This is a genomic window from Spirosoma arboris (genome assembly GCF_009754945.1).
Taxonomy (GTDB): Bacteria; Bacteroidota; Bacteroidia; order Cytophagales; family Spirosomataceae; genus Spirosoma; species Spirosoma arboris.
In genome coordinates, this window is record NZ_WPIN01000007.1 from 174,309 (window position 1) to 190,921 (window position 16,613).

Here is a 16,613-nt window from a genome sequence, read left to right on the forward strand (position 1 = left end):
AGCAAAAGACGCTCACATAACAGACTTACTCACGGAGAAATATTATTTTAACAGCAATTATCACCTATTCAACTATGATTTCAACGGGAAAAACACCCTTTTTTCTAATATAAGTTATTATTCCACCAAAGCCATAACTTCTCATTATAGCTATCATTACTTTTAGTTATTAAGTGCTTATATTGCAAGCAGTTTAAAACTGCTTTTGTCGTGACCTCCAATTCGGGTGCTTTGTCCTTCGACGCCGTGATCCGGGATTTTCGCAATATTCTAGGATATACGAAAATGAGTCAATTAGAAAACGCCTAATAGGCACGTTTCAGGGAAAAGTCGGGAGATATATAAGGACTAGCTTTCGTCCTTTAAGAAGAAAAGTACGAAACGGTATTAATGATGGTGCGACAACACAAATGGTCACTATCTTGTCACAAGGTAGATGAAACCTGTCAGCTCGCCATTAATCGTTATATCTCGCCGGTTTCTGGCTTCTAAACATACTGTAGATTATACAACAGAAAAATATGAAGAGTCTTACGAACAAAAGCATAATAACTCTCCTGCTTCTGTCAACTAGTTCTCAACTAAGGGCTCAAATTAGCTTACCCAGTGGCAGTCAAACTCAGATGCTTGTTATGACTAGCCAGATCGCGGATATTGACAGTTCTTTACGGATTGATTCGTATTCATTACCTCAACGTAGAAGACTACTTGATCAGCTTTATAAATTGAATCAACGCTACCGGGATAGTCTAGTCAATGGATCTAAGGAAGTGTTCAAACAGCAGCTATTCACCCATAAAGTAGTAGCCAATGATGAAGCCAATCAGGTATTACTTGATAAGCTTGCCAAACAGTTCGGATGGCCCACTCGTCAACAATATGGCGACCAAGGTACTTTTGCCGCTTGGTTAATAGTCTGGCATGCAAAACCAAGCTACCAAAAGCGATATTATCTGTTGATAAAGAAGGCTTATCAACTGGGTTTAATTAAGCAAAGCCCTACTCAATTAGAAGAATGTGTAAAACGTTTTGCCAGCAGTAACTAATATAAAAGCACTTATAGAACAGAATGTATGATCAAGTCAAAATACATTTCGGATGTGTTAGAACTATTCTTAGATGGTGATGATGACGGAAAAGCAGCTAAATCACAAATTTCCTTCTTGAGCGACACAGAGTACGAGTATACTAACGGTGGGGGTGTTTTTATCAGTTTCTCACATTCAGCAGAAATCCTCGAATATCGACTTACTCAAGATAACCTTGTTCTCAATGGTGTGACTATTTATTCACCAGAGTTAGAAATTGGTGCCGATGCTACCGTTTTTTTAACAAATGGTATTATTGATTATTTAGAAATCTGGTCATTTGATGGCAATTATCCTGACCATGAACTAACGAATTATACGCTAAAGCAAGCTTGGCAGTGTTCGCCAGGAAGAGTGATAAATGTATAAGAATAAGCAAGAGAAGTTTTGTACTAATTCCTTTTGAGTGAAAAGAAGTATTATCTCTCATTCTTGATAAAATCGACTAACATAAAAGCACTTATACAACAAAATCAGAGCCTGTAAATGAAGTTAGAAGAAGCCGTAAAATACCTGAAGGATTCTGATGGACCACAGCAACTTTGCATAGATAAGGGCTTGGTAACAGATCCTGATGACTTGCTTATTTACATGGAAAAGGCAATTAATCTTGCCTCAGAGCTTAGTTTCTTTTCAATACAAGAAACCGAAGATGATTTGATTTTTAATAAAGATGGAGTGCAGTACATTCAACTTTTCCCAGCTCATTATGCAGTCGATCTTATTGAATCTGACTTAGATCTTCTGAACAAAGGATTGTCTGATTTACAGATAGCACATAGGCTTTTAGACTACAGAATAAATGACGCTTAAAAACGGACTTTATTTTTGTACTATCAGAAGGTCAAATCTTTTGAGAAAAATTATAGATTCTGTGGATAATCGAATAACATATAGGCACTTATAAACAGAACTGATGCGAGTTAATCCATTTCCGTATCTTACTAAATCTAGGCCTTGGAAAGACATACAAAATGATTTGGTAGACTTCCCTGAAAGGAAAGAAATGTTGGAGTTGGTCGACCACATAATTGAGAGTGGTGCATCAAAGCGGCTATTTGCTTACACTTCCCATTATAATTTAGTAGTGAGCATTTATGATAAGATAAGCCCACTAAATGAATCTCTTCACATTAGTTATGACCAATCCGACAGGGGAGTTGAATGGCTTTTTAATTATTACTCTGGTCCATCTACTGAACCCGAATTTAAAAGGCGTTACTCAGAGGGATATTTGATTGAAAAATTCGACGACTTTCTTAGAAAGATTTCTTGGTAAGTACAACTAATACTTAGCGGTCAATTGCCTTATTTTAAGAAAAGGCTTTTTAATTGAACTTCACCAAATCAAGCTTTAATCGAATAACATAAAACTAGTTATAAAACAGGCGAAGAATTAGTAAAACTTTGGGGCTACTTAAAAAATATTGCCTTTGTATTTTTACAATATTGAATCTATGGCAAAGGTTTTACCCACGTCTCGCTTGTTAAATAAATAGTATGTAGAAATTGAAATAATAAAGGCTAGTATCCAAGCCAAGACTTCGGCAACTTTTAAGTAATAATCGTTATGATGCCAATCACTAAAAAATAAATAAGTTAAAGGGGTTGTAATACTTAGTAAAAACCCTGATGATAGAATTGATATTGTACTAATCCTTTTAAAGAGCCTTCTGCTCATGTAAACAATTGGATAATAAGTTAATAGGCTAATTATCAACGGCACTATATTATAAAAAAGAGCAGCTCCTAACATGTCCAAAATTGTCATCTTGGGAGCTCCTGGAAAATTGCTTAGTGTTTTAGGAAGATATGTTTCATTTGTTAAATTATACTTCATGATTATAAAGTAGAGTATCATGAATGATAAGTCTTTGATAATAATATGTACTGGAGAAATCCGCATGCTACTTTATGAAGTAATTGTTCGCCTGTTTTATAACTAGTTTTATATTATGTAAATTAATTTATAAGTACAATATCTAAATCTTGTTATTTTTCTACAGCAGACTTAGATAGTAACCCGTTTCTCCAAGCTCCTTGATAGAAACGCTTCTGTAAGGAATAAACTCATAGCTTTCTGAAGTAATCATAGGCTTATTAGCAGCATCGTGATATTTACGTATGCCATCAATCACTAATTTTGATACTATACCAGCATGTGAATGTATCGTGATTGGCCCTAAGGGAAAAGCCATAGACTTGACATCGCTATCATGTATACCAAGTATTATTAATTTCCCTCTTGACACATATAATGAATCGCAGGTATATTCGGAATGACCTCCCCCATTCATTGTAGATTTGTAAAAAACTTGTTTAACAGTAAAATTCCCCAAGCTCTCATAATCAATACGACTTGGGGCTGTATCCGCATCTGCTCCTGCTTGGTCAAACCTATTTACCAATATCGTATCCTTTGACAACCAAGCATCAAATCCATAAGGAAAGGATTTCCCCGCATTTTCAGCAAAACGCTCACCTCTTTCTAATAATCGGTATCCAGTAATATCACCTGTAAAAGCCGCCCCATACCTGGCATATTTGTAGATATAATATTTTTCATCAGGTGTTAATTGCCTTGTTAGTTCGTAGTATTCAGATTTATCCAAATACTCTCTATGAGTAAAGTAATAAGTTACACCTATTATTGAAAGCAAAAAAAACGCAATAGGGAAGTAACCAATTCTATCTATTATTTTTTTCAAATTCATGTTGGTAGTTACACGTCAATTATTTTGTTGTATAAGTAGCAATATGTTAATCAGCAAATTCAGTTTTGGACAATGTAGCTGGCAAAATAGTCCATCCTTCATAAGGGGCGCTATCCATCCACTCAGGTATTGAATAACTCCAAGTAATTTCACTTATGCTAGGTTGCTTACAACTTACTCTTACTAAAAAACGCTTATAGAGAAAGTTCTGTGCTACAAAATCACCTTTTCGATAATCATTCCAACTACGGGGCATTTGCCCCCATGAGTCTGTGAAGTTTCGTCCCCCAATCGAATACCGATAATACACCGTTTTATTCGCTATTTTAGTTGTATAGCCAATCGTATAACGAGAACATTCGTTAAGAGCACTTCTTTTTTGCCGCCAATAAATTAAGGCATATATACCAATTGCTATAAAAGCACCAAAAAACAGCACATTCGACAAAAATGGAAGCGTCTTTCTAAAGAATCTTCGTTTGCGTTGCTTAAAGTTAATAGGTGGCATTTTTACTTGTTATATAATCTACAATATGTTGTCTAAAGTCTACAATCGACAAAATATAAATATAACTGAAGTGGCATTTCGTACTTTGGGAAGTAAAGTACGAAAAATAGCTAGCCTGTTACAGGCAAAGGCTGTTTGCCCTAATGGCATAAATTGCTCCTACATGAGACGATACCGCGTTTATATATCTGCGCTAAAATACTTGTCATTAGTGACTAGAAGTTCACTTATTCAGAAGAGACATTCCAACAGATAATCTATATTCAGGGTCTTTACCGCATAATTCTTGACAATATGCGGTACTTGATATTTCTGGTTCTATTCAGCACAATCTGCTGTCAATCAATAAAGCCTGAGGAGAAGTCAGCTACTATTCTTGGCAAAGACTTTACATTTTGCGCAGGGTGTGGCGGCTGGATTATTGCCGTTGACTCTGTCCGATATAGGGCAGATCTACTTGCACCCTTTGATAAGGAAAATACACCCGTGTGGATTCGTTTTGAGCAGGATCAGCATGACGGGACAAGAAAAAATGGGCGATGGATCAACATCATCTCAATTCGAAACCGGTAGCCTAATTTCGCACAAAAACCTCCCATATGAGACGAGGGAGTATCAATAATTTGGGCGATTAAAGAGAGCGTTAGAAATTGATATTAATTTCGGGTTATTAACGTAATTAGCCGAAATATATAGTCCTTTGCACTAGATCATGATCCGAAACGCCCTGGCTCAACTCTGCTTTTGGGCAATACCTTGCCTGATAATCGCTTGCCACCAACCTGAAGCAGTCGCTCCAATTACCCGGTCTGCCGACTTGATCGCCCAGATAACCGAGGGGCCTTTTAGCAGCCAGTACCGCTATGATCAGCAAGGTCGGCTAATAGGCATCATTACCGACGGATTGGTAGATTCGGGCGAATATAATCCCACTACCGCGCACGCAGAATATGCCTTCGTTTATAAACCAACTAAACTGATTATGACCTATAAAGCTACCCGAAACGGGCATAGCCTTCAAGGGGAGCAACATATCCCGGTCAATAAACAAGGATTAGTGACCTTTGCCCCCAGCTTTGTCTTTACCGATAACATGCGCACACCAGCTGCTGAATTCTCTTCTTTATTAAAGAATTTCCTGTATCCCTTAGTCTTGGGAGATACCCTACGACAATATAATGGGGATGGGTATTTAATTCAGGCTGAAAACAGCCGAAAATCCATCAATCGCAATCTACCGAACTGGTCTGAATACAGCCGAAGTAATCAGACCATCTTGGATGGCAATGTCACGCAACTTTCGTTGATCACTCAAGAAATAGATACGGATTGGAAGTACCTAATTGCCCCCATCCGTACTCAGCTTCGATATAGCTACGACCAAACAAAACCTGGTCTACGAAATCCGTATCAGTTTATGGGTACTACCAATCTTAATCTACTGAAAACCAAAGAGTTGTTAGATGGTCAAGCGATTTCCTATCGGGAAAGCTATAGCTATGAGCGTGATGCCAAAGGGCGCCCCGTCCGCTATACAATCCGGACCAATCCGAACGATTCAGGCATTAGTGGCCGAATCGAGTATGTCAATCCTTAATTGAAAAGGGATGTAGGGTTAATCCAAAACTAGTGAAATCTTTTAAAGTTGATAGACTAGCTATTGCCAGGAAAGACCATAGTTTCAATAATCTCGCTCCCATGTGAGACGAATGAATTGTTGAGGTAATTGCCGCCGTGTTTCCCACTTTAATTCCTGTCGAATCGAATTGGTAACTGAACAGCCAGTTACCAAGCTCTCATTTGGAAAGCGGAGTTAACTTATTGTTTTAAAGCTGGATTACCCAATCTGGTTGTGAACAGCTTGTCGATATAATGCGTCCATCCTTGCGTGCACGATTGGTAGCAGTCAAGGACAGGAACCAGGCCAATATGGGTGAATTGAAGTTGAGTTTTATCACCTTTTAGGGCAATGTCAAAATGAATTGTTGTTCCTGTCCATTCCTGTTTATTAGCAAAGTGATTTAGGCTACTGTCTGTCACCAACCACACAATTTTTTGGCCTGGGATCGACTCGATCACTTGTTGAGTAGATACATGGATGTCCGAAAAAGCAACCGTAAATTCATCCTTCAGGTGAAGGAAAGTACCGGTTATATTTTCGGTCCACCAGCGATTGACCTGGTTGATCATCTCAAAGACATCGTCTGGGGATTGGTCCAGGATCAGGGTCGTGGTAAAATCAGCTGAGTTCATGATTGTAGCTTTGATTATCTCGAAAATGGATGATTGAATGAGTAATACGAGTTAACTCAGCAGGGCCTGCATCCCAAAAGCCGCCATAAACTGTTCATACTGCTTCTGTACCGAATCATTGGCCTCCACGGCAAACTGGCCAGTGGCGGGATCAACCACGGTTCGTAACGGCCGCTCACCGGCTGGCGTGTCAATCAAGCCTATGATTGCGTCAGCTACCAGTTGGGGATCGGGTTTTAAGCTGGCAAACAGCTGCTCAATACCCGCTCCAATTTGACCCGGAACCTTCGCCAACTCCCCATAACTGGCAATGACGGTGACGTCTGAACCGGTGAGGATATTACCGAACATTTCGGTGGGAAAGGGCCCCGGTTGCACCATCACCACATCAACGCCCAGGGGTCTGACTTCATAATAGAGACCCTCCGTCAAGCCTTCCAGGGCAAACTTGGCGGTGTTGTACACCGTTTGAAACGGAAAAGAGAAGCGTCCTGCCACACTGGATACGTTAATAATTAAGCCTGCTCGCTGCTGACGCATAGACGGCAAAACAGCCTTTGTTAGTCGCCAGGGCCCTTTTAGGTCCACATTCAGGATCGTTTCCATGTCCGCTTCGGTGAATGTCTCGGCAATGCCCGTAGCATAAAGCCCGGCATTATTGACCACGACATCGATTTTACCTTCCTGCTCCAGGATGCTGGCCACGGCACAGTTCACTGACTCCACATCCGTTACATCCACATTCAGCACAGCAACGTTGCCCTGTTGACCAAGCGCCCTGGCTTTGGCTTGATTACGCCCCTCTGGATCGCGCATCGTGGCATAGACCCGATGCCCCCCAGCCACGCAACTTAGGGCTGTCAGCCAACCAAACCCACTACTGGTTCCGGTAATCAGAATAACTTTTTTGTTCATGGTATTGGGGAAATCAATAAAGTAAGTACTTGATGAATGGGGCAAAAGTAGTGGCTGAATATAGGATTGGTAAGGGGTAAAATAGCCATTCTTCCGGGTTGATTTGGCCATTAATTTTGGCTAGGTTTGACCAAAAAATCGCCATGAAACACGTCACCATTGTGGTTCCCCAGGGCAACGCCAACCTCAGCAGTATAACCGGTACGTATGAAATCCTAACCGGTGCCAATGCCTACTGGCAACGGCAAGGAAACCGGCCCAAACTGGCAATTACAGTAGCGGGAGCCGTTCCCGAAGTGAAGCTGGACGCGGGATTTATCACGGTGCATCCTACCCTGATTGGTACTGTCAAAAAAACAGACTTAGTCATTATTCCTTCGGCTCCCTTTTCCCTGAAGCTGATTGGGGAAAACAAGGAGCTCATCCACTGGATCAAAGCACAATATCTGAACGGCGCTGAAATTGCCAGTATGTGCACGGGGGCTTTTTTATTAGCCGCTACCGGATTACTGGATGGAAAGACCTGCTCGACACATTGGAGCGCGGAAAACCGGTTTAAGCAGATGTTCCCTAAAATTAACCTCCAGCCTGACAAGTTAGTAACCGCTGAGCATGGCATCTACACCAACGGGGGCGCTTATTCATTTTTGCACCTGGTGCTGTTTTTAGTCGAGATCTATTTTGATCGGTCGACGGCCATTTATTGTTCAAAAGTATTTCAGATTGACATGGATCGAACTTCCCAATCCCCCTTTTTTATCTTTCAGGGACAGAAGAATCACGGGGATGAGGTCGTGAATAAAGCCCAAATCTACATTGAACAAAACTTGCGGGAACGAATTTCGTTTGAAGCCTTAGCTGCTGAGTTGGCCATTAGTCGGCGCAATTTTGACCGACGGTTTACCAAAGCGACTGGCAATACGCCAGTGGAATATTGGCAGCGTGTCAAAATAGAGGTTGCCAAAAGTGCGTTAGAAAAAGGCCGCAAAAGTGTTTATGAGGTGATGACTGAAGTGGGCTATTCGGATGACAAAGCCTTCCGAGACGTGTTTAAGAAGCTAACCGGTGTGTCTCCCCTGGATTACCGGGCCCGGTATTCGAAAGCTTTTTGACAATTAACCTCGTCAATGGATGATGTGTGAGAACATGAGTGCATTTTCTAACTGAATGGTTTTCATCACTAGCCGCTCAATCTCAGTAAAGGCTGATTTTTTAGCCATATTTTCATGAGTCGGCTGTGGTCAAGACAGACCCCAACCCATTATTTGGCTATGGTTTTGGTATACATCAAGTCTCGGGTCTTTTTTAGGCTACCCTGTTGATCCTCATAGTACTCCTCGCTGTACTGATTCGGATTCATAATATGCACCACTTTCCGGTTTTTTTGCTTTAAACCAGGTACTAACTCCTGTTCCCATTCGTAAGTAAAAACGTTGGTTTTGACATCATACTGTCCGATTTGCTGGGCCGCATCGCTACCGATGTGATTATTGATGGCGGTGGTCACATAGCTTTTCCTGACATTATCATAGCCCTCAATCTCCACACCCTGGTAGTTTGCTAACTTCGTCTTGCCATCCGCAATGGGTATGGGCAATTGCCCACCGGTAATCTCTACCCAAAAAAAACGACCTTCAAAGATGGCTTTTCGGACGAGGGTTCCTTTCACAAATGGTAAGTTCTTATCCTGAAAAGCCCACGTTCCGACCATACTAGCCAGGATGGCATGGTGTGGGCCTGGTCTGGAGTAGTCAAGCAGTTGGGCCATTGTTTCCTGCTCGTTACTGGGCGCTTTTGACGGTATTTGTCCCTGGGCCAAATAACCCATGAAAAGTAAGGTAAACGTGAGTTTAAAAAAAGCATTTTTCATCGGTTTATTGGGCTTCTGGTTGCTAGTGCTCAAGGTAGGTATAGTTGCTAAAAGACATTGCTGGATTTGAGGGAATGGGGCTAATTCGTGCCTTTTGTCCAAATTCTTAACCATTTTTCACTAAACTCAACAAGGCTGTAAAAACGCTTTATAATTACCTTCTCCTAAGTTGGGTCCGATGACTGCGGTTTGGCCAGCAATGGGCACCTATTGATTTTAGGCTGAGGAAGGATGCTCCAGCAATGAGTTGTAGGAGTCAGCATTGCTATCCTTCAATGCTCTGACCAATCGAAATCTTATTTTCTCGGTTGAAAACCAGTCAACTTTTTTGACCAGAAAGTCTCACAATTTGCTCCCAGCAGAGACGAAAGAGCTTTCCGAACTATGTTTTATAGCGAGTAAGTGATGCCATTGATAACATAAGTTCATTAGGGTGGTTAGCGATAAAGAATACATGCTATATCAACAGTCCTACTTGAACCATGGAACCATTGACCTCTTTTAAGAGCGCCCAGCAAATTCAAATTGATACAGGGCAAGCAAGGATCTTTTTACGCCAAATGGGGAGGGGCCCATCCCTTTTGTTACTGCATGGCTTTCCTCAAACCCATTTGATGTGGTACCGGGTGGCTCCATTACTCGCCCAGCAATTTACCCTTATTTGTGCCGACTTGCGGGGCTATGGTCAAAGCAGTTGTCCGCCTTCGGATGCTGCCCATACACCCTACTCTAAGCGAGTCATGGCCGCTGATATGATCGCTGTAATGAAGCAGTTAGGCTTTGAGTCGTTCTCGGTAGCCGGTCATGATCGGGGAGGACGGGTAGCCTACCGATTAGCTCTGGATTTCCCCCAGGCTATTGAGCGGCTCGCCGTATTAGATATTCTACCCACTTCTGAAGTATGGCATCGTGCCGATAAACGATTAGCCATTGGCTATTGGCCCTGGTCGCTGCTCGCTCAGGAAGAACCCTTACCGGAGCAATTATTGCTAGCCGCTCCAGCTAGCATTGTTGATAATGCACTGGGGGGCTGGGGATCAGATCCTGGTGCTTTTCCGGCTTCCATTCGGCAGGCTTATATTGATGCCTTAGCTAACCCAGCCCGTGTCCATGCCATCTGCGAAGACTACCGAGCAGCAGCCACTCTAGACGATGAACAGGATCAAGCCGATTATACTAAAGGACATCGTATCCAATGCCCTTTATTGGTCTTATGGGGCCAAAATAGCGTCTTGAACTCCTGGTATACAAAGGCTGGAGGCCCATTAGCGATTTGGTCAGATTGGGGGCGTGATGTGGCGGGGCAACCCATCCGGGGCGGCCACTTTTTTCCAGAGGAATCTCCTCTGGAAACCGCCCAACAACTGGGTCTTTTTTTTGCAAATGCAGCTTAGAGCAGCTTGAGTTCAATTCTTGTAAAACGCTGGTTTGTTGATCAAAGCTGTTGGTCAACGGAAACGGCTTTACAGCAACCTATTTGAGCGACTAGTCGATTAACTCGGCAGTACATACTTTTAATGCCAAATTTTCGACTATTAACCATAAATTGTTGTCGAAAAAGCATAAATCTGTGACGATGAAACGGGGCTACTTTGTTTTATGGCTGGGTCTGTTTGGCCCCTTTACGCTGCGGGCCCAGAGTGACTATGTGTCCAACACCGCCAATGCTTCTTCGCCAGGCTCCTATAATACATTAGTAGGTCCCAGCGCCGGGAGTAATATTACCAGTGGTATCAGTAATAGCTTTGTGGGCCATCAGGCGGGCTACAATAATACCAGCGGTAACTATAACAGTTTTGTGGGCACTTCAGCGGGCTACCTCAATGCCACTGGCAACTATAATAGTTATGTGGGTACCTCGGCAGGCTACAGCAATTCCCGAGGTAACTATAATAGTTATTTAGGCTTTCAAGCGGGCTACAACAATATCAGTGACGCCAACTGCTTTGTTGGCTATCACGCGGGCTACACCAATACGAGTGGATTCGCCAACTGCTTTATGGGCTTTGAAGCTGGGCTTAAAAATACCACGGGGGTCCAGAATAATTTTGTGGGCTATGGAGCGGGGACTAGTAATACGACCGGTACTTCCAACAGTTTTTTTGGCACCGATGCGGGCTATTACAATACGACGGGTAGTAACAATAACTTCTTTGGTTATTCAGCGGGTCAATCAACGACAACCGGCAGCAATAATGTGTTTGCGGGGTATCAGGCGGGCAGTGCCAATACGTCAGGCTACAGTAATGTGGCCACGGGGATACGGACGGCTTATAAAAACAGCCTGGGGCATAACAATGTGGCGGTGGGGGATTCGGCAGGCTATAATAATACGGTGTCTGGCAACACCTTCATTGGCTCCAAGTCAGGCTACAATAACACCACCGCCACTAATAACACCTTTCTGGGCTATCAGGCGGGCTACAACGTCACCACGGGTAGTAACAACATCATCATTGGTCCTTCTTCAGGAACCGCTATTACCGATGGGAATGATAACGTGTTGATGGGCTACAATAGCCAGGCTGAAGATGGCCTGCACAACGCCATCGCCATCGGCTCAAACTCCCGAGTTGCAATTAGCAACGCCGTAGTGCTAGGTAATCAAGCCAAGGTGGGTATTGGAACTTCAGCGCCAAAAAACAAGCTGGAGGTTGTCGCTGATGAAGCGGATGCCAGCGGCTTACGATTAACTCATTTAACCACCGCCAGCCCAGCTCAGACCTCAAGCGACCAGTTCCTGATCGTCAATGAAAAAGGCGACGTAATCAAAGCCCGCTATCAGCTCCGCATCAACAACGCCAGCGAGTGGAGCGATAAGGTGTTTGCTCCGAGCTATAATTTGCCATCATTGGCTGAGGTAAAGAAGTACATTGATGCCAATCAGCATTTACCGGGTATTCCTTCGGCTGAACAGGTAGTAAAGGATGGTGTTGACCTGGCCAAAATGAATGCGAAACTGCTGGAGAAAGTGGAAGAATTGACTCTGTATAGCATTCAGCAAGACAAGACTATTCAGCAGCAAAGCGAGGAATTAAAAGCCATAAAGCAGGAGCAGGCTCAGTTGAAACAAATGCTACAGCAGGTGTTAAACCGCAAATGATGAGACAATCCGTGTAGGCAGTGTAGGCAATGCAGGTTGAAACAACTCTTTTATTCCCCTGTTACCCTTTTCCTACTTTCTGTCACAATGGAGAGATATAGATCAGCCCCTTAGAACAAAGCCTGGCCTTCATTGACCGGGTTTTTTTATTACTTATGCTGGAAGCACTTCCCTTTTATAAGCATCGGGCGGACAAAAGAGACTATACCAATAGGAAAAAACGGCCTTTTAAGTGTGTTACGGAGTGGAAAAAGGGATAAAGTCGGTCAGTTTTGGCACTAGAAGCAAGAACGTGAAGCCAGATCCGAAGCGCCAATTTTTGTCATTTTTATCGACAGAGGATACGAGATATTAGCTAAACTAGTTAGCGTTAACTATTGTATGGCCGATTGTAGGAGTGGAATTTTGATTGATCAGACAAAGCTCCTACAAGTATGAAAAACGCGAGAAGGATACTACTACTGCTGATTGGGCTGTGGTCTATTGGGGGACGGGGGCAGAATCCTCTGCTGATTGGCCCCAAAGTGCCGCCACCACCCCAAAATCCGCTATCGGACCCACAAGGGGACAGAGTTCTGAAAATATTGTTTAACGTCTCGGTCGAACTGGCCAAACAGGAACTGTTAAACTCCTCCGCTGCTGGTACACCCTATACAAATCGGGACGCAGCGGATACCAGCCTTCGATACAATGCGGTTATTTTATTGCTGACTGGGGTCAACCAACTAATCAATAACTGGCGCGACTTTCTGAATTCGCCACATTCGTACCGAAGCCCCAATCCACCCGACCCGGCTACGCTGATAGCCTCTATCGATGGAGTGCCCGAGCCGGTAGCACCCACCGGCAACGATTCGTTCCTGAATCATCTTGATGTGGCCTACGGATTAGGGGAACCATTACCGATCAACAAGGTAGAGGTCGCCGTGAAGGGGCCGAAGAAGAAATAGGCCGTAACCGACCGACACCGCTCCCTCAGATCGTTAGAGCTAACGATTTTCTCGCCCCTTCGCCGGGCGGAAGTTTAGAACAGTTAAACCCAAAAACTCCCAATGATGATAGTTACTTCTGCTCCGCGTTGGCTGACCGGTGTTGTAGCCTGGTTCGGCTGTCTCTTTGTGCTCATGAGTTTGCCAGGCTGCTCTCCTGAGTTTGTTCAAGCATCTGCTGATGCCAGAAGAGATGGTTTTAGGGGGCCATCTTATGATGGTATCGAAACGCCAATTTTGTTTGGAACGAATGTGAATGCTTACTGGACGGGTCAGTTTGCCAGGACGGCGGGTATTGGAAGTAAATACCAGGTAAACCCAGCTACGTTGCTGGCTGCCAATACCAATCAGCCCGGCCCCATGGCTCCCGACCCTAAACTCACCTCATTTCTGAGCCACGTCAGTTTTCTCTACGGTGGTCAGCTCATTGGTAAAGGCGGTAAATACACCGATAACTTTGGCACCGGTACTTCCCGCCGAACTTATCTGGAAGCCATCAGCTACGCCCTTTACAACTACGACCTGCCCAACGACAAAGGCCGCATCTTTGGCGGGCTTGGGCCGTTTCTGGGCTTGGGCCTGTTTGGAACCAGCAAATACGAAAATGCCAGATTCGGCACCCAATCCTACGGTGCCTTTGACAAAAATGCCGGGTACAGCCGTCTCGATGGCGGCCTGGCGTTTACGGCGGGCTATCAGTTGCCACAAGGTCTGCGGCTGAGTATTGCCCACGAACTGGGCTTAGTCAACATCGACCCCGTTTCGGGTGGCAGCGCCGACAAAACGTTCACGCGCGTCTGGAGCCTGAATGTGGCGTATCCGACCAAAAAATTGGTAGCCTTAGTCAAAAAGAAATAGCCCTTACCGTGTTCTTATACATCCCACTCCTTCGGTACGCCTAACTGACGTTCATAGTAGGCTGGGGCCTCGGATACCATAATCAAACCGCTGGCTTCGCTAAGGTCAGCGGTTTTTTACAACAAGTCCAGTGCTGATTTTACGGCGTTCTTCACACGGTCCAATGCTTCACCATTTCCAGTTGCCTGATATTCTATTATGGCCGCTTTCCCGAATATGTCGATCGTATTCCAGGTAACAACCTAGGTATTCGGATCTGGAGATACTTCGACGTAGTCCCATAGCATTTGCCGAAAGTGGGCAAACTCCTGACTTACCATATCATCAGGCTGATCAGTATCCAATGCTCGTAGACTGGATTCTGACAGAATTAGTTCAGCAAGGGGGTATTTCTGGGCGATCCGTGATTACATATGCCACAAAGATCATAAAAAAGCCCCAACCGGGTGGAAGGGGCTTTGGGGTCGGAATTATCTAGTCGTTTACAACTTCTGCTCCTAAAGTCTCTGAACTTGCCGCTGGCTTTGATTTACTACCTTGCTTTGCCCCAGATAGTAAGCAGCAATATTACTGGCAATACATCCAGCTCCTTTTAGTATTGATGTAGCCAAGTCCTTATGTCCATTTTCAAGTAGATAATGACAATTGCGAGTAGTATAACTGCTTTTAGCGATCCTTTTGCCACTGATAACTCCATGGCCATCTTTTTGAATTCGTCGTCGTACTGTCTCCTTGTTTTCATGGTTCACTAAGTTAGATCTCACTTAACTTAATGTCCAGTCAAATGTAGCAGCTCTAGTTTTGTTGCAAGTCTAGTTATAATACACAATAATTACGGGAAAAACACCCCTATGTTAAAGGGTATTTCACACGTTGACTGCTTCAATCGTTTGCCGTTAGTTTACCGGCAAATGATTGAATTAACAAGTGTAGTTTGCCTAATTCACCTTCGTTTTATAGTTTTTTAGCTGATATATTTTCCTAAGGTAGGAACGTAAACGTTAATTGAACACCATTTTTTGTATTGTATTATATCTGCGGTCTCAATACCTAATTTATTTCAGCTTACCATATTTGAAGTAATCTATCATGAGAAAAATTCTATTCTTTTTAGCTATCTGTTTCAATACAATGGCGCAGACACTCGACCAGCAACAGACAGCCGTAAATGGGGCCGGTTCTTTTGGGCCAGAAGGACTTGAATTGGAAGGACAGACTTTTACAGCAGGAGTGAGTGGCCCGCTCACTCAGATTACACTGAAATTAGGAAGTGGTACTGGTAGTACTTATACGACTACATTAAGGCTTTATGCAACTGATCAAAGTGGACTTCCTGTATTGACTACCGTTTTGGCTTCCGCAACTGCGACGGTGTCGGGTCCTATACCTGATTTCCTTAACTTTAGTGAGTTTAATTTTGTGTTTGACTCACCGTACTCAATTACAATAAATACTAAGTATGCTTTTACGATAAGTGCTCCACCAGATGTAAGTGCGCAAGTGGCTTCTTATAGCCGAGATCGCTATGATCGTGGGAATCAATTTATTAAATTTTATAATTCTTCAATTAATGTTCTTGACATTTCTGATCTCTACTTCGAAACGTATGTAACTGGACCGCTTCCTGTACGACTCGTCAGTTTTACGGCTCGTGAAGTAAATGCCCAGAGTGTGCTGGAATGGCAAACGTCTCTAGAAAGTAATACATCTCATTTTGAGGTCCAACGAAGCCAAAATGCCCGGAGTTTTGAGACGATTGGTCGGGTAAGTGCTATCGGAAACAGCACAACCCAACAAAGTTATCTTTTCCGTGATGAAGATCTTACCAGGCTCCCTTCGGTGGTTTACTACCGACTACATTCGGTAGATTTGGACGGGAGTTACAGCGATTCCAAGATCATATCTCTCACCCAAGCAAGTACGTTTTCTAGACTGCACATCTATCCCAATCCGGTAGTATCGGGCGGTAGCGTGCGTATCAATGCACCTTTAGGTGATAGTCAAGTGTCGGTCAGGAATCTAACAGGTCAAAGGTTACCTGTACAGATTAGCAATCCCGAATCCGGCAAAACTGAACTTAATCTGGGTAGTCTTCCTTCCGGTATATACATACTTAACATGATCGTAAAAGAAGGCAGTCAAACTCAAAAATTACTCATAGAATAAAACGATATACTTCATATTCAGATCGTAGGTCTTCAGCGCTGGCTCTGGTAGAGTCAGCGCTTTTTGTGACCATTTTAGGGGTTTATAATCTAAGAAGTAATACCCACCGTGCTAGTCCGTAAGAGCTGATAACCAACCTAAGTACAAAG

At 43.4% G+C, this 16,613-nt stretch carries 17 protein-coding genes; 11 read left to right on the forward strand and 6 right to left on the reverse strand.

Annotation, left to right across the window (positions count from 1 at the left end; translation table 11 throughout):
• Positions 1-623 precede the first annotated feature (623 nt).
• The 3 genes from GO755_RS19680 to GO755_RS19690 all read left to right on the forward strand — a co-directional run bounded on the left by GO755_RS19680 (position 624) and on the right by GO755_RS19690 (position 1,901).
• Positions 624-1,046, forward strand: coding sequence for a hypothetical protein (locus GO755_RS19680; RefSeq protein ID WP_227687010.1), 423 nt, complete (start codon positions 624-626; stop codon positions 1,044-1,046).
• Between the two features lie 27 nt (positions 1,047-1,073).
• Positions 1,074-1,457: a hypothetical protein gene (locus GO755_RS19685; protein WP_157587010.1), complete on the forward strand. Its 384-nt coding sequence runs from the start codon at positions 1,074-1,076 to the stop codon at positions 1,455-1,457.
• A gap of 117 nt (positions 1,458-1,574) precedes the next feature.
• Entirely contained in the window at positions 1,575-1,901 is a 327-nt protein-coding gene (locus tag GO755_RS19690) for a hypothetical protein (RefSeq protein ID WP_157587011.1), read from the forward strand.
• Between the two features lie 628 nt (positions 1,902-2,529).
• On the opposite strand, the gene GO755_RS19695 is transcribed toward GO755_RS19690, so the two are convergent.
• From GO755_RS19695 to GO755_RS19705, 3 genes are all read right to left on the reverse strand, one after another.
• The gene (locus GO755_RS19695; RefSeq protein WP_157587012.1) at positions 2,530-2,928 is read right to left on the reverse strand and encodes a hypothetical protein; all 399 of its coding nucleotides are present in this window, start codon (positions 2,926-2,928) and stop codon (positions 2,530-2,532) included.
• Between the two features lie 160 nt (positions 2,929-3,088).
• Complete coding sequence (locus GO755_RS19700) at positions 3,089-3,802, reverse strand: hypothetical protein (protein ID WP_157587013.1); 714 nt, start codon at positions 3,800-3,802, stop codon at positions 3,089-3,091.
• Positions 3,803-3,848: 46 nt separating this feature from the next.
• Positions 3,849-4,310, reverse strand: coding sequence for a hypothetical protein (locus tag GO755_RS19705; RefSeq protein ID WP_157587014.1), 462 nt, complete (start codon positions 4,308-4,310; stop codon positions 3,849-3,851).
• 294 nt (positions 4,311-4,604) lie between these two features.
• Between GO755_RS19705 and GO755_RS19710 the strand changes: the two genes are divergently transcribed.
• Both GO755_RS19710 and GO755_RS19715 read left to right on the forward strand, forming a co-directional pair.
• Positions 4,605-4,883 (forward strand): hypothetical protein, encoded by a 279-nt coding sequence (locus GO755_RS19710; protein WP_157587015.1) that lies wholly within the window; start codon positions 4,605-4,607, stop codon positions 4,881-4,883.
• 139 nt (positions 4,884-5,022) lie between these two features.
• Positions 5,023-5,907: a hypothetical protein gene (locus GO755_RS19715; protein WP_157587016.1), complete on the forward strand. Its 885-nt coding sequence runs from the start codon at positions 5,023-5,025 to the stop codon at positions 5,905-5,907.
• Positions 5,908-6,128: 221 nt separating this feature from the next.
• On the opposite strand, the gene GO755_RS19720 is transcribed toward GO755_RS19715, so the two are convergent.
• Together GO755_RS19720 and GO755_RS19725 are read right to left on the reverse strand one after the other, a co-directional pair.
• On the reverse strand, positions 6,129-6,563 hold the full coding sequence (locus GO755_RS19720; protein ID WP_157587017.1) for an SRPBCC family protein: 435 nt from the start codon (positions 6,561-6,563) through the stop codon (positions 6,129-6,131).
• 51 nt (positions 6,564-6,614) lie between these two features.
• A complete protein-coding gene (locus GO755_RS19725) occupies positions 6,615-7,589 on the reverse strand; it encodes an SDR family oxidoreductase (protein ID WP_227687011.1) in 975 nt (324 codons plus the stop codon).
• Positions 7,590-7,621: 32 nt separating this feature from the next.
• Between GO755_RS19725 and GO755_RS19730 the strand changes: the two genes are divergently transcribed.
• Positions 7,622-8,590 (forward strand): GlxA family transcriptional regulator, encoded by a 969-nt coding sequence (locus GO755_RS19730; RefSeq protein WP_157587018.1) that lies wholly within the window; start codon positions 7,622-7,624, stop codon positions 8,588-8,590.
• 149 nt (positions 8,591-8,739) lie between these two features.
• On the opposite strand, the gene GO755_RS19735 is transcribed toward GO755_RS19730, so the two are convergent.
• On the reverse strand, positions 8,740-9,348 hold the full coding sequence (locus GO755_RS19735; protein WP_198174871.1) for a DUF1579 family protein: 609 nt from the start codon (positions 9,346-9,348) through the stop codon (positions 8,740-8,742).
• A 560-nt stretch (positions 9,349-9,908) separates the two neighbouring features.
• Here GO755_RS19735 and GO755_RS19740 point away from each other — a divergent pair.
• The 5 genes from GO755_RS19740 (at position 9,909) to GO755_RS19760 (ending at position 16,464) form a co-directional block, all read left to right on the forward strand.
• On the forward strand, positions 9,909-10,742 hold the full coding sequence (locus GO755_RS19740; RefSeq protein ID WP_227687026.1) for an alpha/beta fold hydrolase: 834 nt from the start codon (positions 9,909-9,911) through the stop codon (positions 10,740-10,742).
• A 182-nt stretch (positions 10,743-10,924) separates the two neighbouring features.
• Positions 10,925-12,451 (forward strand): hypothetical protein, encoded by a 1,527-nt coding sequence (locus tag GO755_RS19745; RefSeq protein ID WP_157587021.1) that lies wholly within the window; start codon positions 10,925-10,927, stop codon positions 12,449-12,451.
• A gap of 434 nt (positions 12,452-12,885) precedes the next feature.
• The gene (locus GO755_RS19750; protein WP_157587022.1) at positions 12,886-13,401 is read left to right on the forward strand and encodes a hypothetical protein; all 516 of its coding nucleotides are present in this window, start codon (positions 12,886-12,888) and stop codon (positions 13,399-13,401) included.
• 102 nt (positions 13,402-13,503) lie between these two features.
• Positions 13,504-14,298: a PorT family protein gene (locus GO755_RS19755; RefSeq protein WP_157587023.1), complete on the forward strand. Its 795-nt coding sequence runs from the start codon at positions 13,504-13,506 to the stop codon at positions 14,296-14,298.
• 1,089 nt (positions 14,299-15,387) lie between these two features.
• Positions 15,388-16,464 carry a T9SS type A sorting domain-containing protein gene (locus GO755_RS19760; RefSeq protein ID WP_157587024.1) on the forward strand — a complete coding sequence of 359 codons (1,077 nt, stop codon included), beginning with the start codon at positions 15,388-15,390 and terminating at the stop codon, positions 16,462-16,464.
• Positions 16,465-16,613: the final 149 nt, after the last annotated feature.